General features: G+C 69.6%; 13 protein-coding genes. 11 read left to right on the top strand and 2 right to left on the bottom strand.

Annotated features, from left to right (window positions below):
* Both x551_RS10265 and x551_RS10260 read right to left on the bottom strand, forming a co-directional pair.
* The coding region (locus x551_RS10265; RefSeq protein ID WP_343252128.1) for a DUF6600 domain-containing protein at positions 1 to 1379 on the bottom strand (1379 nt) is incomplete at its 3' end.
* A 190-nt stretch (positions 1380 to 1569) separates the two neighbouring features.
* Positions 1570 to 2760, bottom strand: a complete 1191-nt coding sequence (locus x551_RS10260; RefSeq protein WP_011829886.1) for an amino acid aminotransferase — start codon at positions 2758 to 2760, stop codon at positions 1570 to 1572.
* Between the two features lie 337 nt (positions 2761 to 3097).
* Here x551_RS10260 and x551_RS10255 point away from each other — a divergent pair, with 337 nt between their 5' ends.
* The 11 genes from x551_RS10255 to x551_RS10205 all read left to right on the top strand — a co-directional run.
* A complete protein-coding gene (locus x551_RS10255; protein ID WP_253950347.1) occupies positions 3098 to 5851 on the top strand; it encodes a TonB-dependent receptor in 2754 nt (917 codons plus the stop codon).
* Between the two features lie 10 nt (positions 5852 to 5861).
* A complete protein-coding gene (locus x551_RS10250; protein ID WP_152543475.1) occupies positions 5862 to 7814 on the top strand; it encodes a hypothetical protein in 1953 nt (650 codons plus the stop codon).
* Positions 7815 to 7941: 127 nt separating this feature from the next.
* Positions 7942 to 8700, top strand: coding sequence for a hypothetical protein (locus x551_RS10245; RefSeq protein ID WP_036231169.1), 759 nt, complete (start codon positions 7942 to 7944; stop codon positions 8698 to 8700).
* Between the two features lie 41 nt (positions 8701 to 8741).
* Entirely contained in the window at positions 8742 to 9599 is an 858-nt protein-coding gene (locus x551_RS10240) for a hypothetical protein (protein ID WP_036231166.1), read from the top strand.
* A 48-nt stretch (positions 9600 to 9647) separates the two neighbouring features.
* Positions 9648 to 10637 carry a hypothetical protein gene (locus x551_RS10235; protein WP_036231163.1) on the top strand — a complete coding sequence of 330 codons (990 nt, stop codon included), beginning with the start codon at positions 9648 to 9650 and terminating at the stop codon, positions 10635 to 10637.
* A gap of 58 nt (positions 10638 to 10695) precedes the next feature.
* A complete protein-coding gene (locus tag x551_RS10230; RefSeq protein ID WP_036248408.1) occupies positions 10696 to 11538 on the top strand; it encodes a hypothetical protein in 843 nt (280 codons plus the stop codon).
* The gene (locus x551_RS10225) at positions 11508 to 11723 is read left to right on the top strand and encodes a hypothetical protein (protein WP_197028759.1); all 216 of its coding nucleotides are present in this window, start codon (positions 11508 to 11510) and stop codon (positions 11721 to 11723) included. Before x551_RS10230 ends, x551_RS10225 begins: the two co-directional genes overlap by 31 nt.
* 134 nt (positions 11724 to 11857) lie before the next feature.
* Entirely contained in the window at positions 11858 to 13990 is a 2133-nt protein-coding gene (gene uvrB, locus x551_RS10220; RefSeq protein ID WP_051495628.1) for an excinuclease ABC subunit UvrB, read from the top strand.
* A 101-nt stretch (positions 13991 to 14091) separates the two neighbouring features.
* Entirely contained in the window at positions 14092 to 15744 is a 1653-nt protein-coding gene (locus x551_RS10215) for a sigma-54-dependent Fis family transcriptional regulator (RefSeq protein ID WP_036231153.1), read from the top strand.
* A gap of 260 nt (positions 15745 to 16004) precedes the next feature.
* On the top strand, positions 16005 to 16292 hold the full coding sequence (locus x551_RS10210) for a phenol hydroxylase subunit (RefSeq protein ID WP_197028758.1): 288 nt from the start codon (positions 16005 to 16007) through the stop codon (positions 16290 to 16292).
* A 53-nt stretch (positions 16293 to 16345) separates the two neighbouring features.
* On the top strand, positions 16346 to 17232 hold an 887-nt coding region (locus tag x551_RS10205), incomplete at its 3' end, for an aromatic/alkene monooxygenase hydroxylase subunit beta (RefSeq protein ID WP_036248411.1).

Here is a 17232-nt window from a genome sequence, read left to right as displayed (position 1 = left end):
CCAGGCCGGCCAGCCGGACCTGGTACCGCGCCGCCCGGACGTCCCGGCGGATTGAGGCTGGCCGCGACCGGCTGCAACCGGGCCATCTGGCCGGGCGTCAGGTCGAGGCGGTCGCGGCCGATCGGCCGGGCGTTGCGGAACTGGTCCTCGCTGACCATGGTGACCGCGTCTGGGCGCTGCGCATAGCGGTACGACGGCCGCTCGACCGGCGTGGGCCGCGTGGCGCGCCGTTCCCCGGGGCCGTGCGGCGGCGGGTTGACGACGTTGATGACGTTGATCTGCTGCACGTAGCGCGGCGAGTAGCGGTAGGGCGGGTAGTACCACTCGCGCGGGCCGAGCGGGAACCAGCCGACCGGCGCACCGCTGCCGAAGCCGATGCTCAGGCTGACATTGCCCGAATGTGCGCCGACGTAGCCCACCAGCGCCGGCGCATACACCGGGCGCGGCACGATGGGGCCGGGCACCCAGCCCCAGCTGCCGCCGATCAACGCCCAGCGGCCATAGTGGAAGGGCGCGAAGCCCCAGGGCGCGTCGTCGACCCAGGTCCAGCCCCAGGGCCGCACGTAGGCCCAGTGCCCGTAGCGGTAGGGGGCCCAGCCGTAGGGCAGGCCGCGCGGGTACCAGACGGCGCCGTAGTCCGGCGCGGTGGTCCAGTAGCCGTGCTCGTCGAGCGCCTCGATGCCGGTGGTCTCGGGCGAGACATAGCGCGCGGAGGCCAGGCGGTCCTGGTCGCGGTCGCGTGCCTCGGCCCACGCATCGAAGTCGTCGCGCTGGCCCATCGCGCGCAGTTGCAACTCGCTGCCGCCGTTCTCGACCAGGCTTTCCTGGCCCGATTCCAGGTTGAAGGCGTTGTTCGGCGTCACCACGCGCAGCCGTCCGGACAGCGCGCGCACGGTGTAGGCGCGGCGGTCGGGGTCGTAGCCGACGCGGTAATCGCCCGGGCCCTGAGCCTCGGCGCGCACGCCGTCGGCCGAGAAGCTGAAGCTGTCGCCGGTGGCCAGGCTGCGCACCCGGGCCCGCACGGTGCCCTGGGCCACGTCGATCGCGATGCCGTGGTCGTCGAGCTGCGAGAACACGGCCTGCGTGTTGCCGTCCAGGCGCACCGAACTGCTGCCGATGCGCACCTCGGCCTGGCTGCCGGGCGGCACCCACAGCGAGGTCTCGCTGGTGATGGGCTGGTTGAGCTTGGCCGGATCCCAGGCCGCGCCCGCCTCGGGCGAGCTGTCGACCGGCCCGCGCAGCGCGCTGATGCTGCCCACGCGCGCGGGGGGATCGGCCGGATCGGTCTCGGCCAGCGTGGGCCCGGCCAACAGCAGGCCCGCGCACAGGCCTGCCATCAGGCGGCGGCTGAGGGCGATCAGGGTAGGGTCCATGCGCATCACGTAGTCACCTCGGGCCGCGGCGCGGCGTCTGCTGTCTAACGCATGAGACCCCGGATCGGTGCATCGGTTGCGCCGGCCGGCTTGAAAAGAATTGCAAACGAGCTTGCGAGGCGCACAAAAAAGCCGCGACAGGCCGCGGCTTTCGGACAGGCAGCGCGCCGGAACGCGCTACCGGAGCGGGGTCATCTCAGATCACCGCGGCAATCGCCTTGGCCACCGCGTCGAGGTTGTGCTGGTTCAGCGCCGCCACGCAGATGCGGCCCGAGTCGACGCCGTAGATGCCGAACTCGCTGCGCAGGCGCTGCATCTGCGCCGCGTTCAGCCCGGAGTAGCTGAACATGCCCTGCTGCGTGGTGATGTAGCTCAGGTCACCCTTCACGCCGGCGGCCTGCAGCTTCTCGACCAGCGCAACGCGCATGGCCTTGATGCGCTGGCGCATGCCGGCCAGTTCTTGCTCCCACTGCGCGCGCAGCGCCGGGGTGGTGAGCACCGTGGCGACCACCGAGGCGCCGTGCGTCGGCGGGTTGGAGTAGTTGGTGCGGATCACGATCTTCAGCTGGCTCAACACGCGAGAGGCCTCTTCCTTGCTCGCGCACACCACGCTCAGCGCACCGACGCGCTCGCCGTACAGCGAGAAGCTCTTGCTGAAGCTGGTGGAGACGAAGAAGTCCAGGCCCGAGGCCAGGAACTGCTGCACCACTGCGCCGTCCTCCGCGATGCCCTGGCCGAAGCCCTGGTAGGCCATGTCGAGGAAGGGCACCAGACCGCGCGCCTTCACCGCGGCGATCACCTGCTCCCATTGCGCCGCGGAGAGGTCGTAGCCGGTCGGGTTGTGGCAGCAGGCGTGCAGCACGACGATCGTGCCGGCGGCGGCGGTGTTCAGCGCGCCGAGCAACCCGTCGATCGCGATGCCGCGCTGCGCGGCGTCGTAATAGGGATAGGTGCCGACCGTGAAGCCGGCGTTGGTGAACAGCGCACGGTGGTTCTCCCAGCTCGGGTCGCTGATCAGCACCTGCGCGTTCGGGTTCAGGCGCTTCAGGAAATCGGCTCCGACCTTCAGGCCGCCGGTGCCGCCCAGGCCCTGCACGGTGGCGATGCGACCGCTGGCGGTGGCGGCGTCGCCGAACACCAGGCCCTGCACCGCCTTGTCATAGGCGGCGATGCCGTCGATCGGCAGGTAGCCGCGCGCCTTCGGCGCCTCGAGCATCTGGTGTTCGGCCGCGGCCACGCACTTCAGCAGCGGCAGCTTGCCGTTCTCGTCGTAGTACACGCCGACACCGAGGTTGACCTTGGCCGGGTTCGGGTCGGCGTTGAACTGCTCGTTCAGGCCGAGGATCGGGTCGCGCGGAGCGAGCTCGACGGATGCAAACAGAGACATGGAGAGTTCCAGCGAAGTTGGAGGGACGGGGCGTTCACAGGGTTAGTGCGGCCCTAGATCAATTTTAGGCGCTGCCTATTCGAGCCCGTCTGGAGCAGGTGATCCGGTCTGGCACAGGACCCGCGAACCCGCGCGAAAGTCGCTGCAAAACGCTCGGGATTTCCACCGAGCCAAGTCGGGAGCGTCTCCCGTATCGCCGGCCTGCGCCTCGCTCCTAGCATGCGACGCCTCTCGTTCCAGAGCCCTGTACGCAGGCCGTTTTCCCCTTGTCGCCCCCGCCCGCATGAGCGTCCGATCCCGAGCCCGAAAGCACCGCCTGACGCCACTGAAGCGCGCGGTGCTTTCGTTGGCGACACTGGCCTCGCCGTTGTCGACGCTGGCCCAGCAGGCGCCCGCGGCCGCGGCCTCGGCGCCCGAAGCCGCCCCGTCCGATGCCGCCGTGCGGCTCAACCCCGTGCTGGTACCGGGCAAGCGCGCCACCGACGTCGGGCCGATGCCGGGCCTGGCGGTCACGAAGGACCAGATCCCCGCGAACATCCAGAGCGCGACCAAGGAGCAGATCAAGGAATCGCGGGCGCTGAACATCGGCGACTACATGAACACCCAGCTGCAGGGGGTGAGCGTCAACGACTACGCCGGCAACCCCTTCCAGATGGACGTGAACTACCGCGGTTTCACCGCCAGCCCGCAGATCGGCACGCCGCAGGGCCTGTCGGTGTTCTTCGACGGCGTGCGGGTGAACGAGCCCTTCGGCGACGTGGTGAACTGGGACCTGATCCCGCTCAACGCGATCGAGCGCTTCGACCTGTTCCCCGGCAGCAACCCGCTGTTCGGGTTGAACACCCTGGGCGGCGCGATCTCGGTGCGCAGCAAGAACGGCTTCACCGCGCCCGGCGTCGAGGGTGAGCTGCTGGCCGGTTCCTGGGGCCGCCGGCAGGTCAAGCTGAGCGCCGGTGGCAATGACGACACGCTGGGCGGCTTCGTGGCCTACACCGGCTTTCGCGAGGACGGCTGGCGCGACAACTCGCCGTCGCGCGTGCACCAGCTGTTCGGCCGCGGCGACCTGCGGCTGGATCGCGGCTCGCTGTTCGCCAGCGCGCTGTTCGCGAGCAACGAGCTGATCGGCAATGGGCTGATCCCTCTGTCGCTGTACGAGCAGCGCGCCGAGACCGTGTTCACCTCGCCCGACCGTTCCGACAACCGCGTGCTGCAGCTTGCGCTCGGTGGTCAGTTCGACGTCTCCGAGCGCTTCAACATCACCGGCCAGCTCTACACCCGCAAGAGCCGGCGCGGCGGCCTCAACGGCGACATCTACGAAGGCTTCGACGACATGATCGGCCTGCGCGGCGGGTACTTCGATCCGGACAATCCGGCAGCGGGCGTGCAGCCACGCAACGGCGCCTACTACAACACGCCCGGCGTGATCACCGGCACGCCGATCGGCCTGCTGACGGACACCGCACTGGACCAGCGCACGCACGGTGCCTCGCTGCAGTTCAACTGGAACCTGCCGACGCGCAGCGTGATGGTGGGCGCCTCGATCGACCGCAGCCGTTCGACCTACTCGATGTTCCAGCGGCTCGGCCTGATCGACGCCACGCACGGCGTCTATGCGGACCCGGCCGCGCTGCCGGCGTTCATCGCCGCGCAGATGGACATTCCGGGCAACAACTTCGAGGGCACGTCGACCACGAAGAGCCTCTACGCCAGCGACACCTGGACGCTGGCACCGCAGCTCACGCTCACCACCGCCGCGCGCTACAACCACACCACGGTCGACAACCAGCTGCTGACGCGCACCGTCGAAGGCCTGGTCGACCTGCACGAGCTGCCCGCCAACTACGACAACGCGCAGACGCTGACGGCCGAGAAGTTCAGCTACCGCTCCCTCAATCCTTCGATCGGACTCAACTGGCTGCCGGCACCGGGCCTCAACACCTTCGCCAACGTGAGCCGTGGATCCCGCACGCCGTCGGTGGTGGAACTCGGCTGCGCCTTCGACGACACGCCCACGCCGGTGACGCTGCCGGGCGCGACGCCGAACGACCCGCCGGTGGTGATCGGCACCACCGCGCGCAGCCTGCTGGGGCCGGGCTGCAACCTGCCGACCACGCTGTCCGGCGACCCCTACCTGCCGCAGATCCGCTCCACCTCGTTCGAGCTCGGCGCGCGCGGTCTGCTGTCGGCGAACTGGGAGTGGAACGCAAGCCTCTTCCGCACCGACCTGAAGGACGACATCTACTACGTCGGCGTGGGGCAGGGCCGCAGCTACTTCGACACCATCGGCAAGACGCGTCGCCAGGGCCTCGAGCTGGGACTGGCGGGGGCGCGCCGGCGTGCTGGACGTGAAGGCCAGCTACTCCTACACGTCGGCGACCTTCGAGTCGCCGTTCTACATGACGAGCCCGCACAACAGCAGCGCGGACTTCGACCAGAACTCGCGCACCCAGGCCGACCTGGGCTACCGCGACTACCAGTTGCTGCCTTCGCCCGGCGCGTCGCTGAACGGCGGGCGCGGCACCTACCACCAGATCCTGGTGAAGCCCGGCGCCCGCATGCCGGGCATCCCGGCGCATGCCTCAACTTCAACCTCGGCTGGCGCGTCACGCCGTCGTGGAAGCTCGGGCTGGGCATGCAGCTGCGCTCGATGTCCTACGTGCGCGGCAACGAGAACAACCTGCACCGTCCCGGCGGCACGGACCAGGAGACCGGCCAGTACTACTGCTCGACCAACGCGCAGACGCGCGCCTGCGACCAGAGCGATGGGGGCTACATCCAGACCCCGACGCGACCGGGCCGCACCTTCACGCAGAAGGGCACGGTGCCGGGCTTCGCGGTCTTCAACCTCGACACCAGCGTCGTCGTCACCAAGGGCTTCACCGTCGTCGCCCAGGTCACCAACCTCTTCGACCGCCGCTACGTCACGGCGGGCAACCTGGGCGTGAACCCGTTCTCGCCGTCGACCGTGGGCGCGATCGGCGTGAGCGGCTGGAACTACAACTCGGCCGAGTGGCAGCCGTCGACCTTCGTCGGTCCGGGCGCGCCGCGCGGCATCTTCCTGGGGCTGTCCTATGCGCTCGGCGCGGATTGAGGCGGGCGCTTTGCGCGCCGTCCACGTGGTGCTCGACCTGCTTTGCGGCCGTCGAGGCGCGTCACGGGCCTGCGCGTGCGCGTGCGCGGTGCTCGTGTCGGCCTGCGGCGGCGGCACCACCGGCGACACCGACGAACAGCCGCCCGCGGTGCGCGCCGAACTGGCCGGGGTCGTCAGCCCGGGTTTCGACCTGGATGCACAGATTCCCGAGCCCGGCAGTTCGCCGATCACCGGCCGCATCGTCGTCTCGGTCAAGGGCAGCCGCGGGATCATCCGCACCAGCGACAGCTTCGGCGCCGGCCCGGCCGACGAGCACCGCACCAGCCTGGCCGAGCTGGACGCGCCCTACATGCTGCGCTTCAGCCTGATCGACGGCAGCTTCCTGGTGTCCGTCGCCACCGAGCCGGGCCGCGCCAACGTCACCGCGCTCACCACCCTGCTGGTCGCGCAGCTGCTGGGCGCCGACCCGGCGACGGCCTTCGACAACTACAGCGCTGCCTCGACCGCCAATATCGCGCGCATCACCGATGCGCGGATCGCCGAGGCGCAGACCGCGGTGACCGCCTACCTGCAGAACGTGCTGGGCATCCCGGTGCGGTCCGGCAGCGCGAGCTTCACCCAGGTGGCGTTCGAGGCCACGGACGGTGACCCGATGTACGACACGATGGTCGCGCTCAACGCGAAGCTCGCCGCCGACGGGATCACACTGACCGACCTGTCGCAGACCCTGGCGGCCCAGGCACGCCTGTGCCTCACCGAATCGATCACGATCAGCCTCGGCGGCTCCACGAGCCGCTTCTGCACGGCGTCGAAGAGCGGCCTGCCGGAGACGGCCGACCCCACGGTGATGGCCTACGTGTTCACCGACCCGAACGGCGCCACGCTGACGCTGCGCGTGCGCGGCAACGACCTGCTCACCGAACGCTACGTCACGGCCGAAGGTGCGGCCTACGACTGCAGCGCGGCGGGCTGCACCGGGCTCGTGCTCGGCGCACCGGCTGGCGACCTCAGTCGCCCGGCCACCTTCACCGACGCGCGGATCGGCGCCGCGACTTTGAACGGCAGCCTGACGCTGCCGGCGCCGGGCCCCGCGATCCCGGTGCTGCCCTGCGACAACAACCGCTATGCGCTGGTATATCCGGACTTCAGCTTTGCTGCCGAATGCGTCGATGCCAGCGATCCGTTCGGCATCGGCGGCATGTTCGGCGGCGACGCCGGCCTGCCACGGACCGCCGTCACGTTCGGCAGCGCCCTGTCCGTGTACTTCGAGGACGGCAGCCTGCTCAGCATCACGGCCTTGCAGCCGCTCACCGACCCGGGCACTGGCCAGCCGGTGTTCTTCAAGTGCGTGGGCGCCGAATGCGCGGGCGCGGTTCTCGGTGAGCCGGAACTCAACTACGACTATGGGCCCGAGCTCACCCTGCGCAGCCTGACGCTCGCCGGTGTGCAACTGCGGGCGCTGAATGCCGACGGTACGCCAGCCGCCCTCGGCGCGGCGACCTTGCAGGGCGCGTTCCTGACAATCGAGTACATCCAGCCGCCACCGACGCTGAACGACTGCGCGGGTGCGACGGACCTCGTCGAAGGCCAGCTCAGTTTCCGCGCGGACCCTGTTCGCATCTGCCCCAATCCCGTCAGCGGCGTCAAGAACACGTTCGTGGCGCCCGACGGTGAACTGACCCTCAATGTGACGGGCTCGACGCCTGATGGGTCCGGCCTGCCTTCGCCGATGCTCGGGGTCGTCGTGCCGGCCGGCGGAGGGGGCGCGCGGATCTCGCTTGTCGACGCGCAGCAGTACGCCTGCACCGGTGGATGCACGGGGGTCACCGTGGGGGCACCCAATGTGGCCGGTGAACGGCAAGTGACGTTCAGCGGCGCGGTTCTGCGCGAGATCGAGCCTGCCAATCTGCCCGGCACTAGAACGATCACCTTGAACGGAAGCTTCGTCGCGCCGCCGCCCTAGTGCGCCGCGCGCGACGGTCTGCAGGGAAGGGCGGATGACAGATCAAGGGGCTTCCCGCGAGGCGGGAGGGTGGCATCCGCCGGAAGGGCCGGCGGGTGTGGCGTTCCAACGGAGAGAGGAGACCGACATGAAGAAGAGATTGCCGCTGCGGCGGCGTGGCATGGCCATGGCCATCGGCCTGGTGCTGGCCGGTACCGGCGCGGCGCAGGCCGCGGGTTTCGAGACGCTGAGCGCAAACGGCGCCAACGTGCTGAAGACCTGCAACCCGACGAGTTCGAGCGGCGTGACGACCTGCAAGGTCACCAGCCTGCCGGGCGAGAGCGGCTTCGATCTGGTGGCGTCGCGCTCCGCGCCGATCATCATCAATGGCGTGAGCGTGGGCACCCAGCTCGAGAAGGTGTGGCGGCACTGCACCGACAAGAAGCTCTTCATCTTCGGCGTGCGCGTGCAGATGAACGCGAACCAGTGGGACGAGACGGGCGCCGCCTTCAACGTCAACGACGTGCTGCGCCAGGTTCGCACCGACAAGGCGGTGGAAGTCGCCTATTTCGCGGGCAGCCCGGCGGCGACCAAGCTTCTCAAGGCCGCCGGCCGCACCTTCGCGGGCCTGAACGAGTACGACACCGCGAAGCCGCCGCGCAACAACGCCTGGGTCGATTTCCGCATCGACGCCAACGCCGCCGAGGCGAGCGGCCCGAGCAGCCCGAACTCGCCGTGGCTGCTGACCAAGACGCGCGCTCCCGAGGGCTACAGCCTCCAGGACTTCGCGTTGCGCCTGCTGAACTCGGAGAACGAGGACGTCGACCAGAACAGCATCTACGCGCTGGGCTACCAGCCGGTGTGCACCAGCGAAGCGTGCGCGCCCGAAGAGGACGACGACGACTGACGCGTCGCGGACCCGAGAGCAACCCACAACTGGAGACCACCATGCATATCCGTTCTCACCTGACCGCGCTGGCGGCGGTCGCCGCCGTGTTCGGCGTCGCCATGCCCGCCCAAGCCCAATGGGTGTCGCTGCCGACCTCCGGCACGATCCTGCAGACCGTCAACCCGAAGACCGTCGTCTCGCCGACGCCGGCGACCTGCACCAACACCGGCGTGGCGCCGACCGGCGACCAGTTGCCGGTCGAACAGCAGTCGGCGTCGCTCGCCACCGGCAAGTTCACCGGCCTGCCGGGCAGCGCCGCGATGCCGGGTTATGCGTCGACGCCGGTCGCCGCGACCTCCTACACACTGCAGACCGGCAGCCCGGCCAAGACCGTGGGCACGCTGTACGACCGGGTCTACTGCGCCGGCTCGGGCACCACCACCTGCAATGCCAGCAAGGTCTACGTGTTCGCCACCCGCGCGATCCTGAACACCACGGTCGCCAACCCGCCCAACCTCACCTTCGAGATCAACGACTTCTTCCGTACCGTGCCTTCGACCGCCACCGTCGAGGCCGGGTACTACATGGGCACGAGCGGCACCAGCGTCGACACCGGGCTGTCGACCAAGTACGTCGAGTACGTGGGGCGCACGAACAGCGGGCTCAACCAGACCATCACGCGCGACAACACCAAGGTCGCGTTCCGCACCGACGTCAACGCCAGCGATCCGGAGCGTTGCGAGCCGTACTCGAAGAACAACCCGATCAGCGCCTGGGTCTACCACCGCGTGACCTGCCCGAACGGCGTGGAGACGGCGCCGGCCAACATCACTTTCAAGACGCGTGTACGCGAGGGCGGCGAGGAGGGGCAGCCCATCATCAGCATCAGCACCAGCGGCTACGTCTGCAAGCCCTGAGGCCAGAAGCCGGAAGCGGGTGAGGGGAGCGAGGCCCTCGACGTTGACATGAGCAGGAACTCCCTCTGGTTCGACGAGCGGCCACGCCACCTGGGGTGGCTGCTCCTGCTGCTGCCGGTGCTGGCGGTGTTGCTGGTGGCCGTCGGCACCAATCTCTGGCGCGATCAGCCCTCGCCGGCGCCGGTGCCGGCGGTGGCTGTGTCGCCGCGAGGTCCGGACGTGGCGGTGCGGGTCGGGCTGCCGATGCAGCCCGGCGTTCGCATCGACGCGGGCGGCACGGCCGCGCCGGGAAAGCCTGCGCTTCAGACCTGCCCCTACCAGCAACTGGATCTCGTGACGGCGCACGGCAAGGTGCAGCGGGCCTGCGTGGCGACCACCCGCATGCTGCAGAGCGGCGACCTGCGCAGCTACGTGCTCGAACCGCAGGGCGTCTCCGACTGGACGCTCCGCGTGGACAGCGGGGACGGACGGGTGATGGCGGCCAGCCTGTCAGCGCCCGGTCGCGGCGACTACCGCTGCGAGGAAGACACGTGCGCCGGCTTCTCGATCGGCCCGCGCGACGCGCACGGCGGGCGCACGCTGGTAGTGAGCCGGGCCGTGCTCACGGCTGAGGACGGCGTGGCGATGCACCTGAGCGCCAGCCTCAAGGCGCCCGGTGACCAGCAGGATGCCGACCTGGCCTGCAACGAGCCCGGCGTCTCCATCGTCGAGCGCAGCGGCGCGGTGCTCACGCTGTGCCCTTCCGGCGGTGGTGGCGTTGTCCGCCTGGAGCACGAGCGCCGCCTCTACAGCCTGCGCGGTGCGGCCGGCGACACGCTGTTGGTCGGGGTGGACGCCGGCGGCGCGGTCGATTTCGTGCAGATCGGTGCCCTCGAGTGCCAGGGACTGGCCTGCTCTGGCGCCACGACGCAGCCGGGAGACGACCCGGCGAGCGAAAGTGGCCGCCGGTTCAGTTTTTCCGGCACCACCGTGACCGACGGGCTGCGCGGCGGTGCCGCGGCCCTGTTGAACGGCAGCGCGGTGCTGCCTCCGTTCTGACGCTGACGATGATCTATCTCCCCGCTGGCTCGACGACGAGCTCCATGGCCGCGGTTGGGTGCTGGCCACGGTGATGCTGTCGGCCCTGCTGTTCTCCGGCTGGCTGGTGTGGGCGCGCTGGAGCCAACCGGCTGACGCCGTCCAGCCGGTCCGGGTGGAGACGGCAGCGCCGCAGCCGGCTCCGCTCGCGCTGCCGGTCGTGGCCGACCCGGTGGCCGTGCCGGCATCTGCGGCGCCCGCCGCGCTGCCGTCCTGCCCGCATCAGCACGTCGACATCACCGGCGCCGATGGCCTGCTGCAGCGCGGCTGTCTGTCGGCGACGCGCACGCACCAGAGCGGCAGCGTGCGCAGCTACGGGACGCAGGCCGAGGGCGTGTCGAACTGGCACATGACGATCGACGCCGCCGGGGGGCAGGTGATTTCGGTGCGCCTCAGGCAGGGGGCGATCGGCACGTCGCCCGAGCGTCTCTATGTCTGTGACGGTGTGGCCTGCCAGGGCGCATCGCTGGCCACCCCCGATGCCAACGGCGCACGCGCGCTGACCCTGGACGACACCCGGTTGCAGGCCCTGCCGCCCGGCCAGCGTTGGCGACGGCCCTTGCCCGGCGCGAGGCGCAGCCCGGACCTGGCCGCCGCTGGCAGTGCGGCCGGGCAGGCCCGTCCCACGGTGAGCGTGAAGGCCGTCCTGAGCGCCCAGCCCGATCGCAACGACTCGGCGCTGGCGTGTGCCGGGCGTGGCGTGACGATCGTGAACAACCAGGGCGCCGTGATCGATTTCTGTGCCCTGGGGGGGCCGGCTTCGAGGTGGCCGATGACGGCCCCACGCGCTTTGCCTTCCGTGACCTGGAAGGCCGCGCGCTGGCGGTGGCCGTGGGCTCCGACGGCACGATCGATGGCGTGACGCTGGGCACGCTGTCGTGCCGGGACACGCGTTGCGGTGGCGTGTCGATGAGCGTTCGCGGAGATGCCGGCAACCCGGCGGCCGAGCGGAGCTTCGCGTTCTCCGGCACCACGCTCTACGAGGCCGGCACCGGCCGGCCGGCCGCGACCTTGAATGGCGGCGTGACGATGCCATCCCAGGAGTGAACCGGGCGGCGGCATCGGGGAGGGCGCGGCTGGTGACCCGCGGGTGACCCCGGCATCCCGCTTGCGGTAGGCTGGCGGATTGGCCCGGCCCTGCTCGGGTCGCCGCAACCACCCCGCTCGAACCGGGGCCCACGATGCCTGATCCTGCCCACGTCCTGCCCGACACCCCCGACGCCCCATCCGCGCTGCCCGAGGGCGAGTTCGTCTCGTTCCCCGATTCGCCGTTCCAGCTGTTCCAGCCCTATCCGCCGGCCGGCGACCAGCCGACCGCGATCGGGCAACTGGTGGACGGCATCAACGACGGCGAGGTGTTCCAGACGCTGCTGGGCGTGACCGGCTCGGGCAAGACCTTCACGATGGCCAACGTGATCGCGCGGTCGGGGCGGCCGGCGATCGTGTTCGCGCCGAACAAGACCCTGGCGGCCCAGCTCTACAGCGAGTTCCGCGATTTCTTCCCGAAGAACGCGGTCGAGTACTTCGTCAGCTACTACGACTACTACCAGCCCGAGGCCTATGTGCCGCAGCGCGACCTGTTCATCGAGAAGGACAGCGCGATCAACGAGCACATCGAGCAGATGCGGCTCTCGGCCACCAAGAGCCTGCTGGAGCGGCGCGACGTGATCATCGTCGCCACCGTGTCGGCGATCTACGGCATCGGCAAGCCCGAGGACTACACGCAGATGCGGCTGATCGTGCGCGCCGGCGGCAAGCTGGGCCAGCGCGACCTGATCGCGCAGCTGATCCGCATGCAGTACAAGCGCAACGAGACCGACTTCGCGCGCGGCACGTTCCGCGTGCGCGGCGACACGGTGGACATCTTCCCGGCCGAGCACTCGGAGCTGGCGATCCGCATCGAGCTGTTCGACGACGAGATCGAGGCGCTGTCGCTGTTCGATCCGCTCACCGGCCAGATCCGCCAGAAGGTGCCGCGCTTCGTGGTCTACCCCTCCAGCCACTACGTCACGCCGCGCGAGCAGGTGCTCGCGGCGATCGAGGGCATCAAGGAGGAGCTGCGCAACCGGCTCGCCGAGTTCGTGGCCGACGGCAAGCTGGTGGAGGCGCAGCGCATCGAGCAGCGCACCCGCTTCGACCTCGAGATGCTGCAGGAGATCGGCCACTGCAAGGGCATCGAGAACTACTCGCGCCACCTGGCGGGCTCGGCGCCGGGCGAGCCGCCGTCGACGCTGGTGGACTACCTGCCCAAGGACGCGCTGATGTTCCTGGACGAGTCGCACGTGCTGATCGGCCAGCTCGGCGGCATGTTCAACGGCGACCGCGCGCGCAAGACCACGCTGGTCGAGTACGGCTTCCGGCTGCCGAGCGCACTGGACAACCGGCCGCTGAAGTTCGAGGAATTCGAGACCAAGATGCGCCAGGTGGTGTTCGTCTCCGCCACGCCGGCCACCTACGAGCAGGAGCACGCCGGCAACGTGGTCGAACAGCTGGTGCGGCCCACCGGGCTGGTGGACCCGGTGGTCGAGGTGCGGCCGGCCACCCGCCAGGTCGACGACGTGCTGCAGGAGATCCGTGACCGCGTCGACGCGAACGAGCGCGTGCTGATCACCACGCTCACCAAGCGCATGGCCGAGCAGCTCACCGACTACCTGGCCGACAACGGCGTGAAGGTGCGCTACCTGCATTCCGACGTGGATACCGTGGAGCGGGTGGAGATCCTGCGCGACCTGCGGCTCGGCAGCTTCGACGTGCTGGTGGGCATCAACCTGCTGCGCGAGGGCCTGGACATCCCCGAGGTCTCGCTGGTGGCCATCCTCGACGCCGACAAGGAGGGCTTCCTGCGCTCCGAGCGCTCGCTGATCCAGACCATCGGCCGCGCGGCGCGCAACCTCAACGGCAAGGCCATCCTCTATGCCGACAAGATCACCGACTCGATGCGGCGCGCCATCGGCGAGACCGAGCGTCGGCGTGAGCGCCAGATCGCCTTCAATGCCGAGCATGGCATCACGCCGCGCAGCATCAACAAGCAGGTCAAGGACCTGATCGACGGCGTGTATTCCGAGAAGAGCCGTGGCGACGACCTGAAGGCCGCGCAGGCGGCGGCCGAGATCGAGTCGATGAGCGAGAAGGACCTCGGCAAGCGCATCAAGCTGCTCGAGAAGCAGATGCTGGAGCACGCCCGCGGCCTGGAGTTCGAGAAGGCGGCACGGGTGCGCGACCAGCTGGCGCTGCTGCGCGAGCAGGCCTTCGGTGGCGCCGGTCACGACAACGTGCTGCCGCTGGTGTCAGGCAAGAGCGGGTCTGCCCGCTGACGGGGCGCGTGCCGCGTCTCCGATAATCCGGACGGGATGGTCAACGGGGTCGCTCGAGCCCCGCCCGTGCGGCCCGGCCGCGCTCTTGCAGGAGATTTGTCGTGGGCGATCCTCTGTCGCTGCTGAGATTCAGTGCGGCATCCGGGCACATCTGGCTCGACGAGCAGCGCATGCTGCTGCTGCACGCGCGCGCGCTGGCCGCGCTGCGCAAGGAACTGTTCGATTCGCTGGGCGTCGAGCGCGCCCGCGGCCTGCTGGTGCGCATGGGCTTCGCTTCCGGCCGTCACGACGGCGAACTGGCGGTCAAGCAGCGCGGCAGCGGCAAGAGCAACGAGGAGGCCTTCCTGCTCGGGCCGCAGCTGCACGCCCTGGAAGGTGCGGTCAGCGTGGAGAAGGTGGCGCTCGAGATGAACCTTGCCACCGGACACTTCTTCGGCGACTTCCTGTGGACCAACTCCTGGGAGGACGAGGCCAACATCGCCGATTTCGGCTTCGGCGAGGAGCCGGCCTGCTGGACGCAGATCGGCTATGCCTCGGGCTACACCAGCGCCTTCATGGGCCGGCTGGTGGTGTTCAAGGAAATGGAATGCCGCAGCCAGGGCGACAGCCGCTGCCGCATCATCGGCCAGCCGGCCGAGGCCTGGCGCGACGAGGCCTATCTCAGCTACTTCCGCCCGCAGGTGATCGGTCAGCAGCTGATCGACTACAGCATCGGCCTGGAGCAGCTGCGCGCGGTGCAGGCGCGGCGCCAGTACGACCGCAAGCTGATCGGCGTGTCGCCGGGCTTCCGCGCCGCCTTCGAGCTGCTGCGCAGCGCGGCCGACAGCGCGATCACCGTGCTGCTGCTCGGAGAGACGGGCGTGGGCAAGGAGATGTTCGCGCGCTGGCTGCACGAGAACGGCCCGCGCGCCGGCGGCCCGTTCATCGCGGTGAACTGCGCGGCGATCCCCCACGAGCTGATCGAGGCCGAGCTGTTCGGCGTGGAGAAGGGCGCCTACACCGGGGCGCAGCTGGCGCGCGCCGGGCGCTTCGAGCGCGCCAGCGGCGGCACGCTGTTCCTCGACGAGGTGGGCGACCTGCCGCTGGCGGCCCAGGTGAAGCTGCTGCGCGCGCTGCAGACGGCCGAGGTGGAGCGGCTCGGCTCCGAGCACGCCACCAAGATCGACGTGCGCATCGTCGCGGCCACCAACGTCGACCTGCAGCAGGCCATGCAGGCCGGCCGCTTCCGCAGCGACCTGTTCTACCGGCTCAACACCTTTCCGATCACGATCCCGCCGCTGCGCGAGCGCACCACCGACATCCCGGCACTGATCGAGCGTTTCCTGGAGAAATACGGGGAGCTCTACAACAAGAAGCTGCGCGGCCTGACCGACAAGGCGATGCGCCAGGTGCTGAGCCACGCCTGGCCCGGCAACATCCGCGAGCTGGAGAACGTGATCGAGCGCGCCGTGCTGCTGGCGCCGGCCAACGGCCCGATCGAGGCCTGTCACCTGTTCGGTGAACCGGCGCTGCGCGCCAGCGAGGGCAGTCTGGATGCGAAGGGCCGCGTGACCGAGGTCCACCCCGACGCCCTCGGCCGCCTGTGCGACGAGGCCTTCGAGCACCACATCGACCTCGAGTCGCTGGAGCGCCGCATGATGCAGGCGGCGATGCAGCGCGCCAAGGGCAACCTGTCGCAGGCCGCGCGCCTGCTCGGCATCACCCGGCCGCAGCTGGCCTACCGGCTCAAGAAGGAGGGCCTGCCGACCGGCTGACCGCGCTCCGCCGGCCCGCGGCTCGAGCCGCCCCGTCGCCTCTCGGCGGCCGGGCGGCTTTTTCATGTGCGCCGGCACTTCACCAAATGATCAAGCTGCGCTGCAGCAACTGATCAGCTCCGTATCCGGGGCAACCCTGGGTTCGCGCCGGCGCTGGCGTCGAGGGCTTGTGAATCAAGCACTTGGCGCAATTGGCACGGCCGTTGCCCTTATCAGTCCGTCCAGGCGGTTCGCCAGGGCCGAAGTGATGGATTGAACAAATGAAGCTCGCGCCCCCCAAGACTGCCCGGTCGTCGTCGGGCTCGGCGGCCCGGATGACCGGCCAGCCCTGCTATGTGCGTGTCACTGGCACGCTGGACGAGCGCTTCGTGGAGTTCGAGTTCGCGGTCGGCGACCCGGAACTGTCGGTCGAACTGGTGATGCAGTTCGAGCAGTTCCGCGAGTTCTGCGCGACGCACGAGGTCACCCACCTCAGCGCCGAGGAAGGCGCGCGGCTGGACTTCGAGCGCATGAAGTGGCGCTTCGGCGCCCCCGGCATCACCGACTGATCGAGATCGATCGCGAACCAGACAGCAGACAGAGCATCACAGGAGACAAGGCCGTGCAAGTCGACATCAAGACCACCGACATCCATCCGGTCCGCCAGACCTTCTCGCACGTGGCGCGCCGGCTGGGTGCGGACAAGCCCGCGTCGCGCTACCAGGAGGCGACGCTGGACATGCAGCCGACCACCAACTGGCACTACCGGCCGCTGTGGGACGCCGAGCACCACGTGTTCGATGTGCGGCGCTCCAGCATCGTGATGGCCGACTGGTACGCGTTCAAGGACCCGCGCCACTACTACTACGGCGTGTACACGATGGCGCGAGCCAAGCAGCAGGAGGGCGTGGACAAGCAGTTCGAGTTCGCCGAGAAGCGCAACCTGCTCGGCGCGCTCGACGACGCCACGCGCGACACGCTGACCCGCGTGCTGGTGCCGCTGCGCCATTACGAATGGGGCGGCAACATGAACAACACCTACTGCTGCGCCTACGGCTACGGCACGGCGGTCACCCAGGCCTGCTCGTACGCGGCGATGGACCGGCTGGGCATCGCGCAGCAGCTCTCGCGCATCGGCCTGCTGCTCGACGGCAGCCAGGGCAGCTCGCTCGACGCCGGCAAGATCGCCTGGCTGTCGGACCCCGCCTGGCAGGGCGTGCGCCGCGTGCTGGAGAACCTGTTCGTCACCAAGGACTGGTTCGAGCTCTTCGTCGCGCAGAACCTGGTGTTCGACGGCCTGCTGTACCCGCTGATCTACCGCCACACCGTCGACGAGCTCAGCCCGCGCACCGGCAACGCGCTGGCGATGCTGACCGAGTTCATGAACGACTGGTACGCTGAGACGGCGCGCTGGGTCGACGCCACCGTCAAGACCGCGGCGCAGGAGTCGCCGGCCAACGCCGAGCGCCTGGGCCAGTGGGTCGCCGCCTGGCGCGACGAGGTGCAGCG

Origin of the sequence: Methylibium sp. T29, assembly GCF_000576205.1 — a bacterium.
Taxonomy (GTDB): domain Bacteria; phylum Pseudomonadota; class Gammaproteobacteria; order Burkholderiales; family Burkholderiaceae_C; genus Methylibium; species Methylibium petroleiphilum.
Note: the sequence above shows the minus strand (reverse complement) of the source record. Positions and strands in the feature narration are given on the sequence as shown.

What these genes read in the sequence shown, in the direction of transcription:
- x551_RS10210 (WP_197028758.1), top strand. Translation starts at nt 16,005, where the DNA reads ATGAAGCTCGCGCCCCCCAAGACTGCCCGGTCGTCGTCGGGCTCGGCG.
- uvrB (WP_051495628.1), top strand. Translation starts at nt 11,858, where the DNA reads ATGCCTGATCCTGCCCACGTCCTGCCCGACACCCCCGACGCCCCATCC.
- x551_RS10245 (WP_036231169.1), top strand. Translation starts at nt 7,942, where the DNA reads ATGAAGAAGAGATTGCCGCTGCGGCGGCGTGGCATGGCCATGGCCATC.
- x551_RS10235 (WP_036231163.1), top strand. Translation starts at nt 9,648, where the DNA reads ATGAGCAGGAACTCCCTCTGGTTCGACGAGCGGCCACGCCACCTGGGG.
- x551_RS10260 (WP_011829886.1), bottom strand. Translation starts at nt 2,760, where the DNA reads ATGTCTCTGTTTGCATCCGTCGAGCTCGCTCCGCGCGACCCGATCCTC.
- x551_RS10240 (WP_036231166.1), top strand. Translation starts at nt 8,742, where the DNA reads ATGCATATCCGTTCTCACCTGACCGCGCTGGCGGCGGTCGCCGCCGTG.